General features: G+C 71.0%; 16 protein-coding genes. 9 read left to right on the top strand and 7 right to left on the bottom strand.

The window, feature by feature from the left end; all coding sequences use genetic code 11:
* Positions 1 to 10: 10 nt before the first annotated feature.
* From HPY32_RS34575 to HPY32_RS34560, 4 genes are all read right to left on the bottom strand, one after another.
* Positions 11 to 1,210 carry a cytochrome P450 gene (locus HPY32_RS34575; RefSeq protein ID WP_067589437.1) on the bottom strand — a complete coding sequence of 400 codons (1,200 nt, stop codon included), beginning with the start codon at positions 1,208 to 1,210 and terminating at the stop codon, positions 11 to 13.
* A 95-nt stretch (positions 1,211 to 1,305) separates the two neighbouring features.
* Positions 1,306 to 1,911 (bottom strand): TetR/AcrR family transcriptional regulator, encoded by a 606-nt coding sequence (locus HPY32_RS34570; protein ID WP_197696533.1) that lies wholly within the window; start codon positions 1,909 to 1,911, stop codon positions 1,306 to 1,308.
* Positions 1,912 to 1,937: 26 nt separating this feature from the next.
* Entirely contained in the window at positions 1,938 to 2,723 is a 786-nt protein-coding gene (locus HPY32_RS34565) for a phosphotransferase enzyme family protein (RefSeq protein ID WP_197696534.1), read from the bottom strand.
* A 234-nt stretch (positions 2,724 to 2,957) separates the two neighbouring features.
* Entirely contained in the window at positions 2,958 to 3,221 is a 264-nt protein-coding gene (locus tag HPY32_RS34560) for a helix-turn-helix transcriptional regulator (protein ID WP_067589448.1), read from the bottom strand.
* A gap of 77 nt (positions 3,222 to 3,298) precedes the next feature.
* Here HPY32_RS34560 and map point away from each other — a divergent pair, with 77 nt between their 5' ends.
* The gene (gene map / locus HPY32_RS34555) at positions 3,299 to 4,066 is read left to right on the top strand and encodes a type I methionyl aminopeptidase (RefSeq protein WP_067589450.1); all 768 of its coding nucleotides are present in this window, start codon (positions 3,299 to 3,301) and stop codon (positions 4,064 to 4,066) included.
* A gap of 29 nt (positions 4,067 to 4,095) precedes the next feature.
* Complete coding sequence (locus HPY32_RS34550; protein WP_067589452.1) at positions 4,096 to 4,479, top strand: PPOX class F420-dependent oxidoreductase; 384 nt, start codon at positions 4,096 to 4,098, stop codon at positions 4,477 to 4,479.
* Between the two features lie 287 nt (positions 4,480 to 4,766).
* Here HPY32_RS34550 and HPY32_RS34545 read toward each other — a convergent pair whose 3' ends face one another.
* Positions 4,767 to 5,609 (bottom strand): serine/threonine protein kinase, encoded by an 843-nt coding sequence (locus HPY32_RS34545; protein WP_067589461.1) that lies wholly within the window; start codon positions 5,607 to 5,609, stop codon positions 4,767 to 4,769.
* Positions 5,610 to 5,672: 63 nt separating this feature from the next.
* A complete protein-coding gene (gene cobN / locus HPY32_RS34540) occupies positions 5,673 to 9,278 on the bottom strand; it encodes a cobaltochelatase subunit CobN (RefSeq protein WP_067589464.1) in 3,606 nt (1,201 codons plus the stop codon).
* 270 nt (positions 9,279 to 9,548) lie between these two features.
* Between cobN and HPY32_RS34535 the strand changes: the two genes are divergently transcribed.
* Genes HPY32_RS34535 through HPY32_RS34520 form a run of 4 tightly spaced genes read left to right on the top strand, consistent with a single transcriptional unit; the run spans position 9,549 to position 11,989 of the window.
* On the top strand, positions 9,549 to 9,797 hold the full coding sequence (locus HPY32_RS34535; RefSeq protein ID WP_098694836.1) for a hypothetical protein: 249 nt from the start codon (positions 9,549 to 9,551) through the stop codon (positions 9,795 to 9,797).
* 2 nt (positions 9,798 to 9,799) lie between these two features.
* The gene (locus HPY32_RS34530) at positions 9,800 to 10,132 is read left to right on the top strand and encodes a hypothetical protein (protein WP_156674526.1); all 333 of its coding nucleotides are present in this window, start codon (positions 9,800 to 9,802) and stop codon (positions 10,130 to 10,132) included.
* A gap of 27 nt (positions 10,133 to 10,159) precedes the next feature.
* Positions 10,160 to 11,356, top strand: a complete 1,197-nt coding sequence (gene cobG, locus HPY32_RS34525; RefSeq protein ID WP_067589473.1) for a precorrin-3B synthase — start codon at positions 10,160 to 10,162, stop codon at positions 11,354 to 11,356.
* Between the two features lie 42 nt (positions 11,357 to 11,398).
* The gene (locus tag HPY32_RS34520) at positions 11,399 to 11,989 is read left to right on the top strand and encodes a hypothetical protein (protein ID WP_067589476.1); all 591 of its coding nucleotides are present in this window, start codon (positions 11,399 to 11,401) and stop codon (positions 11,987 to 11,989) included.
* Here HPY32_RS34520 and ddaH read toward each other — a convergent pair.
* Positions 11,958 to 12,839 (bottom strand): dimethylargininase, encoded by an 882-nt coding sequence (gene ddaH, locus HPY32_RS34515; RefSeq protein ID WP_231951685.1) that lies wholly within the window; start codon positions 12,837 to 12,839, stop codon positions 11,958 to 11,960. The two genes, HPY32_RS34520 and ddaH, sit on opposite strands and share 32 nt — an antisense overlap.
* 131 nt (positions 12,840 to 12,970) lie before the next feature.
* Here ddaH and HPY32_RS34510 point away from each other — a divergent pair, with 131 nt between their 5' ends.
* The 3 genes from HPY32_RS34510 to HPY32_RS34500 all read left to right on the top strand — a co-directional run bounded on the left by HPY32_RS34510 (position 12,971) and on the right by HPY32_RS34500 (position 15,718).
* Positions 12,971 to 13,408: an Lrp/AsnC family transcriptional regulator gene (locus tag HPY32_RS34510; RefSeq protein ID WP_067589482.1), complete on the top strand. Its 438-nt coding sequence runs from the start codon at positions 12,971 to 12,973 to the stop codon at positions 13,406 to 13,408.
* Between the two features lie 121 nt (positions 13,409 to 13,529).
* Entirely contained in the window at positions 13,530 to 14,165 is a 636-nt protein-coding gene (locus HPY32_RS34505; RefSeq protein ID WP_067589485.1) for a precorrin-8X methylmutase, read from the top strand.
* Positions 14,162 to 15,718 (top strand): precorrin-2 C(20)-methyltransferase, encoded by a 1,557-nt coding sequence (locus HPY32_RS34500; RefSeq protein ID WP_067589489.1) that lies wholly within the window; start codon positions 14,162 to 14,164, stop codon positions 15,716 to 15,718. Before HPY32_RS34505 ends, HPY32_RS34500 begins: the two co-directional genes overlap by 4 nt.
* Positions 15,719 to 15,740 lie beyond the last annotated feature (22 nt).

Raw genomic sequence — 15,740 nt, 5'->3', positions numbered from 1 at the left:
ACTTCGATCCTTACCAGGAGACGGGGAGCGAGTGGACGCCGTACACGATCATGTCGTGTTTGAACCGCAGATCCTCGAACGGAATCGCCAGCCGCAGCGTGGGTATCCGCCGATACAGGGTGCCGTACACGACCTGCAATTCCATCCGGGCCAGCGGCTGGCCCAGGCACTGGTGCACGCCGTAGCCGAAGGCCACGTGGTGGCGCGCCTCCCGATGGATGTCCAGGCGATCCGGATCGGGGAACGCGGCACCGTCGCGGTTGGCGGCGTCGGTGGCCAGGATGACACCCTCGCCCGCGCGGATCAGCCGCCCGCCGATCTCGATGTCCTCGGTGGCCACCCGGCGGCGGCCGCCGTGCACGATGCTCAGATACCGCAGCAGCTCCTCGACCGCGTTCGCGATCAGCTTCGGGTCGTCGGTGTCGCGCAGCTCGGCGAGCTGGTCCGGATGTTCCAGCAGCGCCAGGGTGCCCAGCGCGATCATGTTCGCGGTGGTCTCGTGCCCGGCGATCAGCATCAGCACGCTCATGTCGGCGATCTCGCCGACGGTCAGCTCACCGTTGGCCAGCTGCCCGGCGACCAACCCGCCGATCATGTCGTCGGTCGGCGTCTTCTGCTTCGCCGCAATGAGATCCAGCAGGTACGAGCGCAGCTCCTCGCTGGCGGCCACCGCCTCGTCGATCGGGGTCTCCCGCGAGATGAGCTTCTTGCTGCACGCCTGGAAGAAGTCGTGGTCGGCGTACGGCACGCCGAGCAGCTGGCAGATCACCAGCGAGGGCACCGGCAGCGCCAACGCGGTGACCAGGTCCGCCGGTGTCGGCCCGGCGAGCATGTCGTCGATGAGCTCGTCGACGATCCGCTGCACCTGCGGCCGCAGCGCCGCCACCCGCTTGATCATGAAGTTGCGGGTGAGCATTCGCCGGTGTCGGTCGTGCTCGGGATCGTCCATCGCGATGAACGAGCGGTTGGTCTTGCGTCGCGACTGCACCGACTCGGACTGGTGCGGATACCCGTCCCGGCGGTTGTCGGCGCTGAATCGCTGGTCGGACAGCATGGTTCGCAGATGGTCGTAACCGGTGATCAGCCACGGCGTTTCGCCGTTCCAGATCTGCACCCGGCTGACGTCGTCGACCTCGCGCAGCTGCGGCGGCGGGTCGAACGGGCACCGCGCGGCCCGCGGCATCGGGAAGGTGGGCACGGTCTCGGGCATGGGAACCCCCAAATCACCAAACAAACGTTCACTAACTCACCCAGGATAAATCCAGTTGCTTCCGCTAACCAACTACTAGTGGAGTGTGACTCTTGTCACTCGACAACGAGGGTGACGAGCTCGTCGACGAAGTCCAGAATGAGCTCCGATTGCACGGCGGCATCCCCGCCGGAGTGCCAGAGCGCGACCCGGCCGTGCGTGCCGACAATGACGATGATCGCGGCCCGTTCCGGCGACACCCGCAGCCGGATTCCGGCGCGCTCGCACCGTTCGAACGCGGCGATCCCCTGCTGCACGATCTCCCGCATCGGACCCGTGCGCGTGGACGGGTACGCGCGATTGTTGATGATCAGCCGATAGTGACCCGGGCTGTCGAGGGCGAACCGGCAGTACGCCCGCATCAGCGCCCGGACCCGATCCAGCAGCGCATCCGGCGCGCATTCGGCCTCGGCCGCGGCCATCGCCGCCGCCAATTGCTCCGCGTCGTAGTCGATCAGCGCCTTCACCAGCGCGGACTTATCGCTGAAGTGCTGGTAGATGCTGGCCGGTGCGATCCCGGCGGCCCGGGCCACCCCGCGGATCGTCAGCCCCTGTTCGCCGCCCAATTCCGACAGCAACCGCGCGGCGGCCTCGAGAATCTCGCCCCGCAGCCGCTCCCCCTGCCCCCAGGGATTGCGCACTCGTTGCGAGGATTCGGCCACGGGCCGACTGTAATCGGTGCGCCCGGTCACCGATACGGCGACCAGGTGGTGATGTTGTCCCCGGCGCGGAAGGTGAGGAACCGGTGGCGCCACTGATCGTAGAGGGCCGGATTGGCCTCGAGGATGGGCAGCACACTCGTCACCAGCTGGAGTTCGCGCAGCTGCCGCAGGACCGGAAAGTGTTGCCAGCGAAGGATATCCATGCCGTAGGCGGCGGCCAACCGCTCGTGATCGCCGGTGGTGCTGGCGAAGCGGACCTTCCCGAACGCGACGGGGGCCAGGTCCCATTCGCGCGGTCCGTGCGCGGTCGCGTCGAAGTCGCACAGCACCGGTTCCCGTCCGTTCGGGATGAGATTGCCGACCGTGCTGTCGCCGTGGATCGGCCCGGGCGGCAGCGTGTATTCGATCGCCTCGAGCCCTTCTTCCACATCGTCGCACTTGTGTTCCAGGAATCGGAGGTCGGCGGGCGAGAGCAGATCCTGCTCCTCGAGCCGCCCCCGGATCGGCGCCAGGGGCCGCCAGGGCGGGAGATCGAATCCCGGGGGCGGCAGCGCGTGCAGCCGCCGCAGGATCATGCCCAGCTCGCGGCCGTTCGGGGTGCTGCCCGGCTCGCGTGATATCACCTTGTGCCAGAAGGTGATCCGCCGTCCGTCGACGGTCAGCGGCTGCGGCAGGTCCTCGGCCAGCCGCACCGCGGGCACCTGTTCGTCCGCCAGCCACCGGGCCACCGAGATCACCTTCGGCACCCGCCGATCGACCACCTCCGAGCCCGGGATCCGGACGATCACCGGCGCCGAAACGAGCTCGTACACAGCGTTACTCGTGAATTTGACCAATCGCGCGCCGGACGGGTCGAGACCCACCCGCCGACACGCCTCCCGTAGAACATCTTGCGCCCACGGCATTTTCCGGCACCATCCGATCGTCTACCCCGGAGTCGTTCGTTGCCCTCACATATACCCGGATACCCGCGTTGCGCCCAGCGCGAACACGATGGCACCCTGGCGCGCGGCGTTACTCCGGAGCCATGGTCGAACGAGTGCGGCTCAGGCGGATTCCGCCAGCACCGCGGCCTGCCATACATCGGCCAGGTCCTGCAGCGGGATGTCCAGCGCCCGGCCGAGACCCACCACGGTGCCGAAGGCGGGGCTGGGCAGGCGGCCGGTCTCGATCTTGCGCAGCGTCTCCGGGGAGATGCCCGCCGCACGCGCCACCTCACCGAGATCGCGGTCGGCGCGCGTGGCGCGCAGGAAGGCGCCGAGCCGGCGACCGGCCTCGACCTGTGTGGGGGTGAGCGGCAGACGAACCATGCCGCCAGCATACGGTTGGTATAGAAATACCGCCAGTGTTATCGTCGGTATTTAAATACCGAGTACGGAGGTGGCTCATGGTCGAGCTGAAGACGGCCGAGGAGATCGAGCGGATGCGGGTGACGGGCGCGTTCGTCGCCGAGACCCTGGCGGAACTGCGCGCGCGGGCGCAGGTCGGCGTCAATCTGCTGGAATTGGAAGCCCATGTGCGCCAGCGCATCCGCGAGCGCGGCGCGACCTCGTGCTACTGGGACTACGCACCGTCGTTCGGCCGCGGCCCGTTTCGCAATACGGTCTGCCTGTCGGTGAACGACGCTGTGCTGCACGGCCTTCCGTTCGACTACGCGCTGCGCGACGGCGATGTGCTGACCATGGATCTGGCGGTCGACATCGACGGCTGGGTGGCCGACGCCGCCACCACGGTGATCGTCGGCACCGCCGCCGAACAGGACCGGCGGCTGGTGCGCGCCACCGAGGAGGCGCTGGCGGCCGCGATCGCGGTCGCGGTGCCCGGCAACAGGATCGGCGACCTGTCCGCCGCGATCGGCGCGGTCGCGCGCGACCACGGCTATCCGGTCAACACCGAATTCGGCGGCCACGGCCTGGGCCGCACCATGCACGAGGACCCGCACATCCCCAACCAGGGCACCGCGGGCCGAGGCTTCCCCCTGCGCCCCGGCCTGACCATCGCCATCGAGCCCTGGTTCGCCCGCACCACCGACCGCATCGTCACCGACCCCGACGGCTGGACCATCCGCTCCGCCGACGGCTCCCGCACCGCCCACTCCGAGCACACCGTGGCGATCACCGAGGACGGCCCGCGGGTCCTCACCCTGGCGCCCTGAACCCGGCCGGGCGGATTACTCTGCCAGTCGTGGACAATCCCTTCGGCGCCGCGGGCACCTCGAATTATGTTCTGCTGACCACGTTCCGGCGCAACGGGACTCCGGTCGGTACGCCGGTGTGGGCCGTGCTCGACGAGGGCAGGCTCCTGGTCTGGACCGTCGCCGACAGCGGGAAGGTCAAGCGGCTGCGCAACAATCCCACCGTCGCGCTGCAGCCGTGCACTGTCGGCGGGAAGGCGCGGGGCGCGGTGGTCGACGGCACCGCGCGCATTCTCGACGAGGCGGGAGCGCAGCGGGTGCGCCGCCTGATCAAGCGGAAGTACTCGGTGCAGGGCTGGCTGGTCGTCACCGGCAGCCTGATCCGCCGCGGCCGCGGCGGGACCGTCGGTATAGAGATCACCGCCGAGGGCTGACGGCGCGGGCGGCCCCCGCATCCGTCCGGGGGCGCACCGCGGGCTACGTTCGAAAGACGTACCCCGCGGTGCGCGGGGTGGGCCGGGCGGAACGCCGGTTCGACGCGGAACGATCCGGCGCCGCGTCCCGGCCCGTTCGTCGAGCCCGCGAATGCGTCGCGACCGGTCGGCGGCGAGAACGCCGCCGATGGCCGGGAACACAGCCCGGTATCGCGGGCAGGACGAGAATTCCATGCTCCTCGCGTTCGTTGGACACCCCAAGCCCCCGCTTTCGGGGGGCGCACGCGCTACCGCGGCAGCGCGGCGTGCGCGGCCGCGGCCAGGGCGCCGGGCGTGGGATAGCGGTAGGCCGGTTCCTTCGCCAGCGCGGTCGTCACGACATCGTCCAAACCCGCTGGGAGATCGGGCCGATGAGCGGTCGGGCGGGGCGGCGGTTCCGACAGGTGCGCGTCGATGACCGCCCCCGGGTTCGGATGCTGGAACGGCGGGCCGCCGGTGAGCATGCCGTACAGCACGCAACCCAGGGAGTAGACGTCGGCGCGCTCGTCGATCACGTCGTCGCGCAACAACTCCGGGGCGGTGTATTCGACCGACCAGCGGGTTCCGGTGTCGCCGAGCGCGCGCCGCGAGGGCACGTCGCCGAGCAGCCGGGCCAGGCCGAAATCGGTGACGGCCGTGCGCTGTTCGCCGGTGGCGTCGCAGCCGAACCGGATATTGCCCGGATGCAGGCCGCCGTGCAGGACGCCGCGGGCGCGGGCGTAGTCCAATCCGGCGGCCGCCGCGCCGATCGCGGCCACCGCGCGATCGGCGGACACCCGGCCGTCCGAACGGGCGGGCAGGGACCGGACATCCCCGGTGAGATATTCCGTGGCCATCCAGACGCACGGGTCGGCCGGTGCGTAGCGGCCGTGTGCCGCAACGACATTGGGGTGGTCCAGCCCGCGCACCCGCTCCAGGTGGCGGGCGAGGCGATCGCACAGCGACCCGGGCAGGCCCGAGTCGAACACCTTCAGCGCGACCGTGCGCGGCTCCCACGGGTAGTGCGCGAGATAGACGGTGCCCCAGCGTCCCTCACCGAGCACACGTTCGATCGTGTAGCCCACGAACGCCGTACCGCGTTCCAAGCGCACCGCGCATCTCCTCTGCCACGCCGCCGGCGCGGACGGCCCGCGCCTGGCGTTGTATGGCTACAGTTACTCCAATTCCCCCTCGGTCTCCAGATACACCTGCCGTAGCCGGTCCAGCGTCTGCTGCTCGGGCTGCTGCCACAGTCCGCGCTCGGCCGCCTCCAGCAGGCGTTCGGCGATCCCGTGCAGGGCCCACGGATTCGACTGCTCCATGAACTTGCGGTTCACCTCGTCGAATACGTAGCTCTCCGACAGCTTCTCGTACATCCAGTCGGCGACCACGTCGGTGGTGGCGTCGTAGCCGAACAGGTAGTCGACGGTGGCGGCCATCTCGAACGCGCCCTTGTACCCGTGCCGCCGCATCGCCTCCAGCCAGCGCGGATTCACCACGCGGGCGCGGAACACCCGGGTGGTCTCCTCCGACAGCGTGCGGGTGCGCACCGAGTCGGGGCGGGTGCTGTCGCCGATGTAGGCCGCCGGATTCCGGCCGGTCAGCGCGCGCACCGCGGCCACCATGCCGCCGTGGTACTGGAAGTAGTCGTCGGAGTCGGCGATATCGTGCTCGCGGGTGTCGGTGTTCTTGGCCGCCACCGCGATTCGGCGATAGGCGCTGCGCATGTCGTCGGCCGCGGGCATGCCGTCCAGGTCGCGGCCGTAGGCGTAGCCGCCCCACGCGGTGTACACCTGCGCCAGGTCGTCGTCGGTGCGCCAGCTCTTGGAGTCGATGAGCTGCAGCAGGCCCGCGCCGTAGGTGCCGGGCTTGGAGCCGAAGATGCGGGTGGTGGCCCGCCGCTCGTCCCCGTGCTCGGCCAGGTCCGACCGGGTATGGGCGCGAACGTAATTCGACTCCGCGGGCTCGTCCAGCCCCGCGACCAACCGCACCGCGTCGTCCAGCAGCGCCAGCACGTGCGGGAACGCGTCGCGGAAGAAACCGGAGATGCGCACGGTGACGTCGATGCGCGGGCGGCCCAGTTCGCCGAGCGGGACCGGCTCCAGCGTGGTGACCCGGCGACTGGCCTCGTCCCACACCGGCCGCACGCCCAGCAGCGCGAACACCTCCGCGATATCGTCGCCGGAGGTCCGCATGGCCGAGGTCCCCCACACCGACAGTCCCACCGACCGCGGGTACTCGCCGTGGTCGGCCAGGTAGCGCTCCAGCAGCGAATCCGCCATGGCCTGACCGGTTTCCCACGCCAGCCGCGACGGCACCGCCTTGGGATCGACCGAGTAGAAGTTGCGCCCGGTCGGCAGCACATTGATCAGCCCGCGCAGCGGCGACCCGCTCGGCCCGGCCGGAATGAACCCGCCGTCGAGCGCGTGCAGCACCCGCTCGATCTCGATCCCGGTCTGCCGCAGCCGGGGGACGACTTCCGTTGCGGCGAAACGCAATACCGACCGGAGGGTGTCGATGCGGTCTGACGAGGCGAGCTCGCGCTCGATAATCTCGTCGACCGCATCCACCGACCAGTCCGCGGCCTGCAGGGCCGCGAGCAGTCGCCGCGCCCCCTCCTCGGCCGCGTCCACGCGCTCGCGGGACTCGCCGCCGGATTCGTCGAGCCCCAGGGCCTCCCGCAGGCCCGGCACCGCGACCTCGCCGCCCCACAGCTGGCGGGCGCGGAGCATGGCCAGCACCAGGTCCAGCTCGCCCTCGGCGGCGGGGGCCTGGCCGAGGATGTGCAGGCCGTCGCGGATCTGCACGTCCTTGATCTCGCACAGCCAGCCGTCGACGTGCAGCAGCATGTCGTCGAAGGCGTCCTCCTCCGGCCGCTCGGTCAGGCCCAGGTCGTGGTCCATCTTCGCGGCCCGCATCAGGGTCCAGATCTGCTGGCGGATGGCGGGCAGCTTGGCGGGGTCCAGCGCGGCGATATTGGCGTGCTCGTCGAGCAGCTGCTCGAGGCGGGAGATGTCGCCGTAGGTCTCGGCGCGGGCCATCGGCGGGATCAGGTGGTCGACGAGGGTGGCGTGCGCGCGCCGCTTGGCCTGGGTGCCCTCGCCCGGATCGTTCACCAGGAACGGGTAGATCAGCGGCAGGTCGCCGAGCGCCGCGTCGGTGGCGCAGGCCGCGGACATGCCGAGCGTCTTGCCCGGCAACCACTCCAGATTGCCGTGCTTGCCCAGATGCACCATGGCGTCCGCGCCGAACCCACCGGCCGCCGGATCCGCCGAAATCCACCGGTACGCCGCGAGATAGTGGTGGCTCGGCGGCAGATCCGGATCGTGGTAGATGGCGACCGGGTTCTCACCGAATCCGCGCGGCGGCTGCACCATGAGCACCACATTGCCGAAACGCAGTGCGGCGATGACGATTTCGCCCTCCGGATCCGCCGACCGGTCGACATACAGTTCGCCCGGCGGCGGCCCCCACGCCCGCACCACCGCCTCCCGCAGCTCCGCGGGCAGCGTGTCGAACCAGGCCCGATACCGCCGGGCCGCGATTCGAATCGGGTTGCCCTCCAGCTGTTCCGCGGTGAGCCAGTCCGGATCCTGGCCGCCCGCCGCGATGAGCGCGTGGATCAGCGCGTCGCCGTCGCGCTCCTCGAGGCCCGGGATCTCCCCCGGCGCGCCGAGATCGTAACCGGCGGAGCGCATCTCGGTGAGCAGCCGGATGGCGCTGGCCGGGGTGTCCAGGCCCACCGCGTTGCCGATGCGGGCGTGCTTGGTCGGATACGCCGACAGCATGAGCGCGATGCGCCGCTGCCCGGCGGGGATGTGCCGCAGCCGCGCGTGCCGCACCGCGATGCCCGCCACCCGTGCCGCGCGCTCGGGATCGGGCACGTAGGTCGACAGCCCGTCGGCGTCGAACTCCTTGAACGAGAACGGGACCGTGATGATGCGGCCGTCGAATTCCGGCACCGCCACCTGGGTCGCGACGTCCAGCGGCGACAGTCCGTCGTCGTTGTCGGCCCACTGATCCCGTCCGCCGGTGAGGCACAGGCCCTGCAGGATCGGCACATCCAGCTCGGCCAGCGCGCCGATGTCCCACGCCCCGTCGTCGCCGCCCGCCGACGCCGCGGCGGGCTTGGTGCCCCCGGCGGCCAGCACGGTCACCACCAGGGCGTCGGCGCGGCGCAGGGCCTCGAGCAATTCCGGTTCGGCGGTGCGCAGCGAGGCGCAGTACAGCGGCAGCGGGCGGGCCCCGGCGTCCTCGAGGGCGGTGCACAGGGCGTCGATGTAACCGGTGTTCCCGGCCAGGTGCTGAGCGCGGTAGTAGAGGACGGCGACCGTCGGGCCGTCGACTTCCCGTGCCGCACGGTCCAATTCGCCCCAGTTGGGCTGCTGTACCGGCGGCTCGAAGCCGTGCCCGGTGAGCAGCACCGTATCGGAGAGGAAGTGGTGCAGCTGCCGCAGATTGTCCGGCCCGCCCGCGGCCAGGTAGTTGTGCGCGTCGGCGGCGACACCGCCCGGCACGGTCGAGCACTCCATCAGCTCGGCGTCGGGGGCCATCTCGCCGCCGAGCGCCACCACCGGAATGCCGCTGGCGCGCACCGCCGCCAGGCCCTCCTCCCAGGCCCGGCGGCCGCCGAGTATGCGCACCACCACCAGGTCCGCGCCGTCGAGCAGGGCGGGCAGGTCCTCGACCAGCAGTCGCGCCGGATTGCCGAGCCGGTAGTCGGCGCCGCTGGCCCGCGCGGACAACAGGTCGGTGTCGGAGGTGGACAGCAGCAGAATCACGGTTCGGCCTTCCTCGGGTGACGCGCCCTTGACGAATCTGTCGATCGCCGTGAGGGTCTGACTGTCACAGTGGCGCGACCGCCCGGAATTGCACCGGTTTCCTCATATTCGGCGAACCCCCGGATGCTACCGCCTACCCCGCCGGGACCGCGTTGGGCAGGCTTCCATTCGCTTCTCTGTCGGCGCGTCGGAGCGTACGCTCGGAATATGCCGAACTCACCAGGGTGGGCCAGGCGGAACCGCTTCGCTGCCTGGTCGGGAATTGTATGCATGATGGTTGCCGTTGCCTTGCTGGCAATGGCGCTCGCGGCGGCTGCGGGACATCGCAGCACGCTCGCGGTGGTGGCCGCCGGGGTGTGCGCGGCGGTCGCGATCACCGGGCTGGTGGTCTTCGAATCGACGGTGCATCGCGACCATATCGATCACCACGAGACGCCGCATCTGCTGTCCGACAGTTACGTTCCGGTCCCGCCGTGGGTGCGTCGCGCCCGTGGTCGGTTCGACGAGGGAGGACGGTGATCATGCCCGCGACTCCGAGCTGGGTGCGGCGCAATCGCTTCGTCGCCTGGGCGAGCTACTTCTGTGTGCTGATCGGATTCGGCACGCTTGCCATGGCGCTGACCGCGGCGGGCAGCCACCACACCGGGTGGGCGCTGATGGCGGGCGGCATCTGCGCGGCCACACTCATCGTGGGGCTGACGCTGATCGGCACGACCGTGCACCGCGATCACATCGACCACCACGCCACGCCGAATCTGCTGTCGGATTCGTCGTGGGACGAGACGCCCGCCTACGCGCGGCGGCGCGGCATCCCGGCCCGGTCCAAGCGGCTCGATCCGGGGATGGGGCACTGACCCCGGCCCCGTAGGCTGGGCAGGGTCATGACTCGTTCCGCCCCCGACTCCTGTCCCGGCATCCTGCGCCTGCACGAGGCCGCCGACGGGCCGCTGGCTCGAATCCGGCTGCCCGGCGGGCGGTTACGGCCCGATCAGGTGCAGGTCCTGGCCGAGGCCGCCCGCGACCTGGGCAGCGACGCGATCGAGTTGACCTCGCGCGGCAATGTGCAGCTGCGCCGGGTCACCGATGCCGAGGCGCTGGCCGAGCGGCTGCGGGCGGTCGATCTGCTGCCCAGCCCCACCCACGAGCGGGTGCGCAATATCGTCGCCTCGCCGCTGTCGGGCCGGGTGGGCGGCTGGACCGATGTGCATCCGCTGGTCGGGGCGCTCGACGCCGGGTTGCGGGCGGCGCCCGCGCTGGCCGGGCTGCCCGGCCGGGTGCTGTTCACCCTGGACGACGGCCGCGGCGATGTGAGCGGCCTGGGCGGCGACATCGGCGTGCACGCCGTCGACGCGGACGAGTACGCGCTGCTGCTCGGCGGCCGCGACACCGGCATCCGGGTCCCGGCGGCCGACGCGGTGCCGACCATGCTGGCCGCCGCCGACGGCTTCCAGGAGCTGCGCGGCGACCACTGGCGCCTGCACGAGCTCGCCGACGGCCCCGCCCGCATCGCCGCCCGCCTCGGCCTGACCGCCACCGCCGATCCCCTGGAATTCGGTGCGCGCCATGACGTTCCGATCGGCTGGCTCACCCAGTCCGACGACCGCGTGGCCCTCGGCGCGGGCGTCCCGCTCGGCGGCCTGCCCGCCCGCACCGCCGAATTCCTGGCCGCCGTCGACCGCCCGCTCCTGGTGACCCCCTGGCGCAGCCTGGTCCTGACCGACCTCGACGAATGGGCGGCCGAGCAGGTGGTCCGCGTCCTGGCCCCCATGGGCCTGATCTTCGACGCCGCCTCCCCCTGGCTGCTGGTCACCGCCTGCGCGGGCCGTCCCGGCTGCGCCAAGTCCCACACCGATATTCGCGCCGACGCCGCCGATGCGGTCGCCTCCGGCCGCGTCGGCCTCGACGGCCCACTCCCATCGGCTCGCACCGGGATTCCCGCGAGCGACATTCGCACCGTGGGCCGCCAGCACTGGTCCGGCTGCTCCCGCCGCTGCGGCCGCCCCCGCGGCCCGCTCACCGACATCGTCGCCGCGGCGGACGGATATCACCTGATCCCACCCGATTCGGAGAATTCCTGAGCCGTACGTGACCGATCCGGTGGGCGGGGGCACGATGATCTTATGACTGCGCCCGCGGAGGACGGTCGCGCCGAACCGGCGGCGACCTCCGGCATTCTGAGCGACACCGAAATCGCGGCCCTCACCGACGCCCAGCGCCGGGACCTGATCCGGCGGATGCGACTGCCACCGGAGCGGGTGCTGCCGCATCCGGACGTGGTGCGGCTGCAGCGGCGCGTGCGGCTGACCATCATGGTGGGCGGGTCGATCGCCATGATTCCCTGGCTGGTCTACCTCGGTCTCACGCTGCCCACCGAGTACCACGCGCGCAACTGGTCGCTGGCCTGGCTCGGCTTCGACGTGGCGCTGGTGCTGACGATGGCCACGACGGCCTACCTCGGCTGGCGTCGGCGGCTGCTGCTGGTCCTGCCCGCCATCTGCACGGGCACCATGCTGCTGATCGATGCCTGGTTCGACATCGTCACCGCCGACGCCCGCGATGTGTGGGTGTCGGTGGGCACCGCGGTGCTGGCCGAGATACCGCTGGCGATCGTCCTGCTCAGCGGCGCGCTACGGCTGTTCCGCTACGTGGTGCTGGTGCACCCGCTGCACGACCCGGCGGTCAGTCCGTGGCGAGCGCGGCTGCCGATGTGACCCGCGCCGAATGCAGTTCCAGCGTGCAGCATTTCACGCTGCCGCCCGCCTTCAGCAGCTCCGACAGGTCGATGCCGATCGGGTTGAAGCCGCGGCCGCGCAGCTGCTCGGACAGACCCGTGGCGCGCTCGCTGAGGAACACGTTGTAGCCGTCGCACACGCCGTTGAGGCCGAGCACCTCGGCATCGGCGTCGGTGGCGACCACGGCGTCGGGATACAGCTCGGCCAGTAGTTCCGCGCTCGCCGGGGCGAAGGCCGCCGGGTAGTAGGCGATGGTGTCGTCGAGCACCATGAGCGCGGTGTCGAGGTGGTAGTAGCGGGGATCGACCAGTTCCAGCGACACCACCGGCATGCCGAAGAACCGCTCGACCTCGCGATGGGCCGCGGGCGCGGAGCGGAAGCCGGTGCCCGCCAGGATGCGATCGCCGACCCGGGCGAAATCGCCCTCGCCCTCGTTGATCTCGGTGGCCGCGGCCACCTCGAAGACGCCCTGGGCGGCCAGCCACGCGTGATACGCCGGGCCCTCGGCCGCGCGTTCGGGATTGGCGAATCGCGCCGACACGGCCCGCCCGCCGATCACCAGGCCGCCGTTGGCGGCGAACACCATATCCGGCAGGCCGGGCTCACCGGCGAGCACGTCCACCCGGTGGCCGTGCGCCTCGAACGCCGCGCGCAGCGTCTCCCACTGGGCCAGGGCGCGGGCGCGATCCACCGGTTCGGACACGTTCATCCACGGGTTGATCGCGTAGTACACATCGAAATGGTCGGGACGGCACATCAGATACCGGCGCGGGGTGGGGCGGCGGATATCGGAGGGCTCGGGCGCGGGGAGTGTGGCTACGGAGGTCAACGAGACTCCTCGGTCTGGCAGCGTACACGGGACTGGACACGACGGTAAATGCCGCGCCGTTGCGTCAGGAACATCTATTCGTTGCGTAAATTGAGGGCAGAGCGACGGTTTCATGCGGGAGAGGACAACACATGGACGACCTGGATCGGCGCATCCTCGCCCATCTGCTGAAACACGCGCGGGCCTCGTTCCAGGACATCGGCGCGGCGGTCGGCCTGTCCGCGCCCGCGGTGAAGCGGCGGGTCGACAAGATGGTGGCGGGCGGGCAGATCACCGGCTTCACCGCGCAGGTCAATCCGACGGCGCTGGGCTGGCGCACCGAGGCGTATGTGGAGGTCTACTACCGCGACAACATCTCCCCCACCGAACTGCGCCGCACCCTGGAACCGATCCCGCAGGTGGTCGGCGTGTGGACGATCGCGGGCGAGGCCGACGCCCTGGTGCACGTGATGGCGACCGATATGGCCGAGATCGAGTCGACCGTCGAGCGGATCCGCGAGAACGCCCGCGTCGGCCGCACCCGCAGCAGCATCGTCATGTCCCGCCTGCTGGAGCGGCCCCGCACCTGATCGCGGCGCGCACGGTTTCCCGTCGGCCCGCCGCACCCGATCGCGGCGCGCACGGTTTCCCATACTCGGCCCGCCGCACCTGATTACGTCGCGAGCCGGGAGCGCTTCTAGGGTGGACGCCATGTCCGTACCACGCACCGGCTACCTCACCGACGGGGCCGAGATCTATCGGCGCTCGTTCGCGACGATCCGCGCCGAGTCCGACCTCGCCCGGTTCCCGGCCGATGTCGCGCAGGTGGTGGTGCGGATGATCCACGCCTGCGGGCAGGTCGATCTCGCCCAGTCGGTGGAGCACAGCCCGGGGGTGGTGGCGGCGGCGCGGGCCGCGCTGCGCGGTGGCGCGCCGATCCTGTGCGATGCCACCATGGTCGCCTCGGGGGTGACCCGCCGTCGGCTGCCCGCCGACAACGAGGTGCTGTGCCTGCTCGCCGACCCCCGGGTGCCGGAGCTGGCGCGGGCCATGAACAACACCAGATCGGCTGCGGCCCTGGAACTGTGGCGCGACCGGCTGGCGGGCGCGGTGGTGGCGATCGGCAATGCGCCGACCGCGCTGTTCCATCTGCTCGACCTGCTCGACGCCGGTGCGCCCCGGCCCGCCGCGGTGCTCGGCATCCCGGTCGGCTTCGTCGGCGCAGCGGAATCCAAACAGGCCCTGACCGAGTACGGCGGCGTGGAATATCTGACGGTGCGCGGGCGGCGCGGCGGCAGCGCCATCACCGCGGCGGCGCTGAATGCGATTGCGAGCGAACAGGAATGAGCGGCACGGCACCCGGCAAACTGTGGGGCATCGGGCTGGGCCCCGGCGATCCGGAACTGGTGACGGTGAAGGCCGCGCGACTGATCGGCGAGGCCGATGTGATCGCCTTCCACAGCGCCCGCCACGGCCGCAGCATCTCGCGCGGTATCGCCGCGCCGTACATGCGCCCGGGGCAGCTCGAGGAGCACCTGATCTATCCGGTCACCACCGAGACCACCGACCACCCCGGCGGCTATCAGGGCGCGATCGATGAGTTCTACGCGGAGTCGGCCGCCCGGCTCGCCGCGCACCTGGCGGCCGGGCGCACGGTGGCGCTGCTCGCCGCCGGTGATCCGCTGTTCTACAGCTCCTACATGCACATGCACCGCCGCCTGGCCGACCGGTTCGAGGCCGAGATCGTCCCGGGCGTCACCTCGGTGAGCGCCGCCGCGGCCGCCCTCGGCACCCCGCTGGTGGAGGGCGAGCAGGTGCTGACCGTGCTGCCCGGCACCCTGCCCGCCGACGAACTCGCCGACCGGCTGTCCGGCACCGAGGCCGCCGCCATCATGAAGCTGGGCCGCACGTATCCCGATGTGCGGCAGGCACTCTCGCGGGCGGGCAGGCTCGACGACGCGTACTACGTGGAGCGCGCCAGCACCGGCCGTCAGCGCGTGCTGCGAGCGGCCGATGTCGCCGACTCGGAGGTGCCGTACTTCGCGATAACGCTGGTGCCGGGACCCGAGCCGACCACCGAAATCCCGCTCACCCGAACCGGTTCGGAGAATGCCACATCGACTCCGGCCGCGGTGCGGACGAATTCATCGGTGCCGGGTGAGGTCGTCGTGGTCGGCCTCGGACCCGGAGCATCGGAATGGACCACCCCCGAGGTGGATCGGGCGCTGGCGGAGGCGACCGATATCGTCGGCTACAGCACGTATGTGAACCGGGTTCCGGTGCGGCCGGGGCAGCGGCGGCATGCCAGCGACAATCGGGTGGAGTCCGAACGTGCCGCCATGGCACTGGATCTCGCCCGGCGCGGCGCGCGGGTGGTGGTCGTATCGTCGGGGGATCCCGGCGTGTTCGCCATGGCCGCCGCCGTCGTCGAGGAGTCCGCCGACCCGCGCTGGCGCGAGGTCCCGGTGCGGGTGCTGCCCGGTGTGACCGCGGCCGGTGCGGTCGCCAGCCGGGTCGGCGCGCCGCTGGGCCACGACTTCGCCATGATCTCGCTGTCGGATCGGCTCAAGCCGTGGGAGGTGGTGGCGCGCCGACTCGCCACCGTGGCCGCGGCGGATATGGCCATCGCGCTGTACAACCCGGCCTCCTCGCAGCGGACCTGGCAGGTGGCCGCCATGCGTGACCTGCTGCTGGAGCATCGCAAGCCCGACACGCCCGTGATCGTGGGCCGCGATGTCGGCGGGCCGGGCGAATCGGTGCGGGTGGTGGACCTGGCCGCGCTCGACCCCGCCGAGGTCGACATGCGCACCCTGCTGATCATCGGCGCGTCCACCACCACCGCCTTCCGGACCCCTACCGGCACACGCGTTTACACCTCCCGGCGCTACGCCGCGCATTGACCGCCGCGACACCGACTGCGAC

Origin of the sequence: Nocardia terpenica (genome assembly GCF_013186535.1) — a bacterium.
Taxonomy (GTDB): Bacteria; Actinomycetota; Actinomycetes; order Mycobacteriales; family Mycobacteriaceae; genus Nocardia; species Nocardia terpenica.
Note: the sequence above shows the minus strand (reverse complement) of the source record. Positions and strands in the feature narration are given on the sequence as shown.

Coding starts and splice junctions, on each gene's coding strand:
- HPY32_RS34575 (WP_067589437.1), bottom strand. CDS start 1,210: ATGCCCGAGACCGTGCCCACCTTCCCGATGCCGCGGGCCGCGCGGTGC.
- HPY32_RS34560 (WP_067589448.1), bottom strand. CDS start 3,221: ATGGTTCGTCTGCCGCTCACCCCCACACAGGTCGAGGCCGGTCGCCGG.
- map (WP_067589450.1), top strand. CDS start 3,299: ATGGTCGAGCTGAAGACGGCCGAGGAGATCGAGCGGATGCGGGTGACG.
- HPY32_RS34535 (WP_098694836.1), top strand. CDS start 9,549: ATGATGGTTGCCGTTGCCTTGCTGGCAATGGCGCTCGCGGCGGCTGCG.
- HPY32_RS34530 (WP_156674526.1), top strand. CDS start 9,800: ATGCCCGCGACTCCGAGCTGGGTGCGGCGCAATCGCTTCGTCGCCTGG.
- cobG (WP_067589473.1), top strand. CDS start 10,160: ATGACTCGTTCCGCCCCCGACTCCTGTCCCGGCATCCTGCGCCTGCAC.
- HPY32_RS34520 (WP_067589476.1), top strand. CDS start 11,399: ATGACTGCGCCCGCGGAGGACGGTCGCGCCGAACCGGCGGCGACCTCC.
- HPY32_RS34510 (WP_067589482.1), top strand. CDS start 12,971: ATGGACGACCTGGATCGGCGCATCCTCGCCCATCTGCTGAAACACGCG.
- HPY32_RS34505 (WP_067589485.1), top strand. CDS start 13,530: ATGTCCGTACCACGCACCGGCTACCTCACCGACGGGGCCGAGATCTAT.
- HPY32_RS34500 (WP_067589489.1), top strand. CDS start 14,162: ATGAGCGGCACGGCACCCGGCAAACTGTGGGGCATCGGGCTGGGCCCC.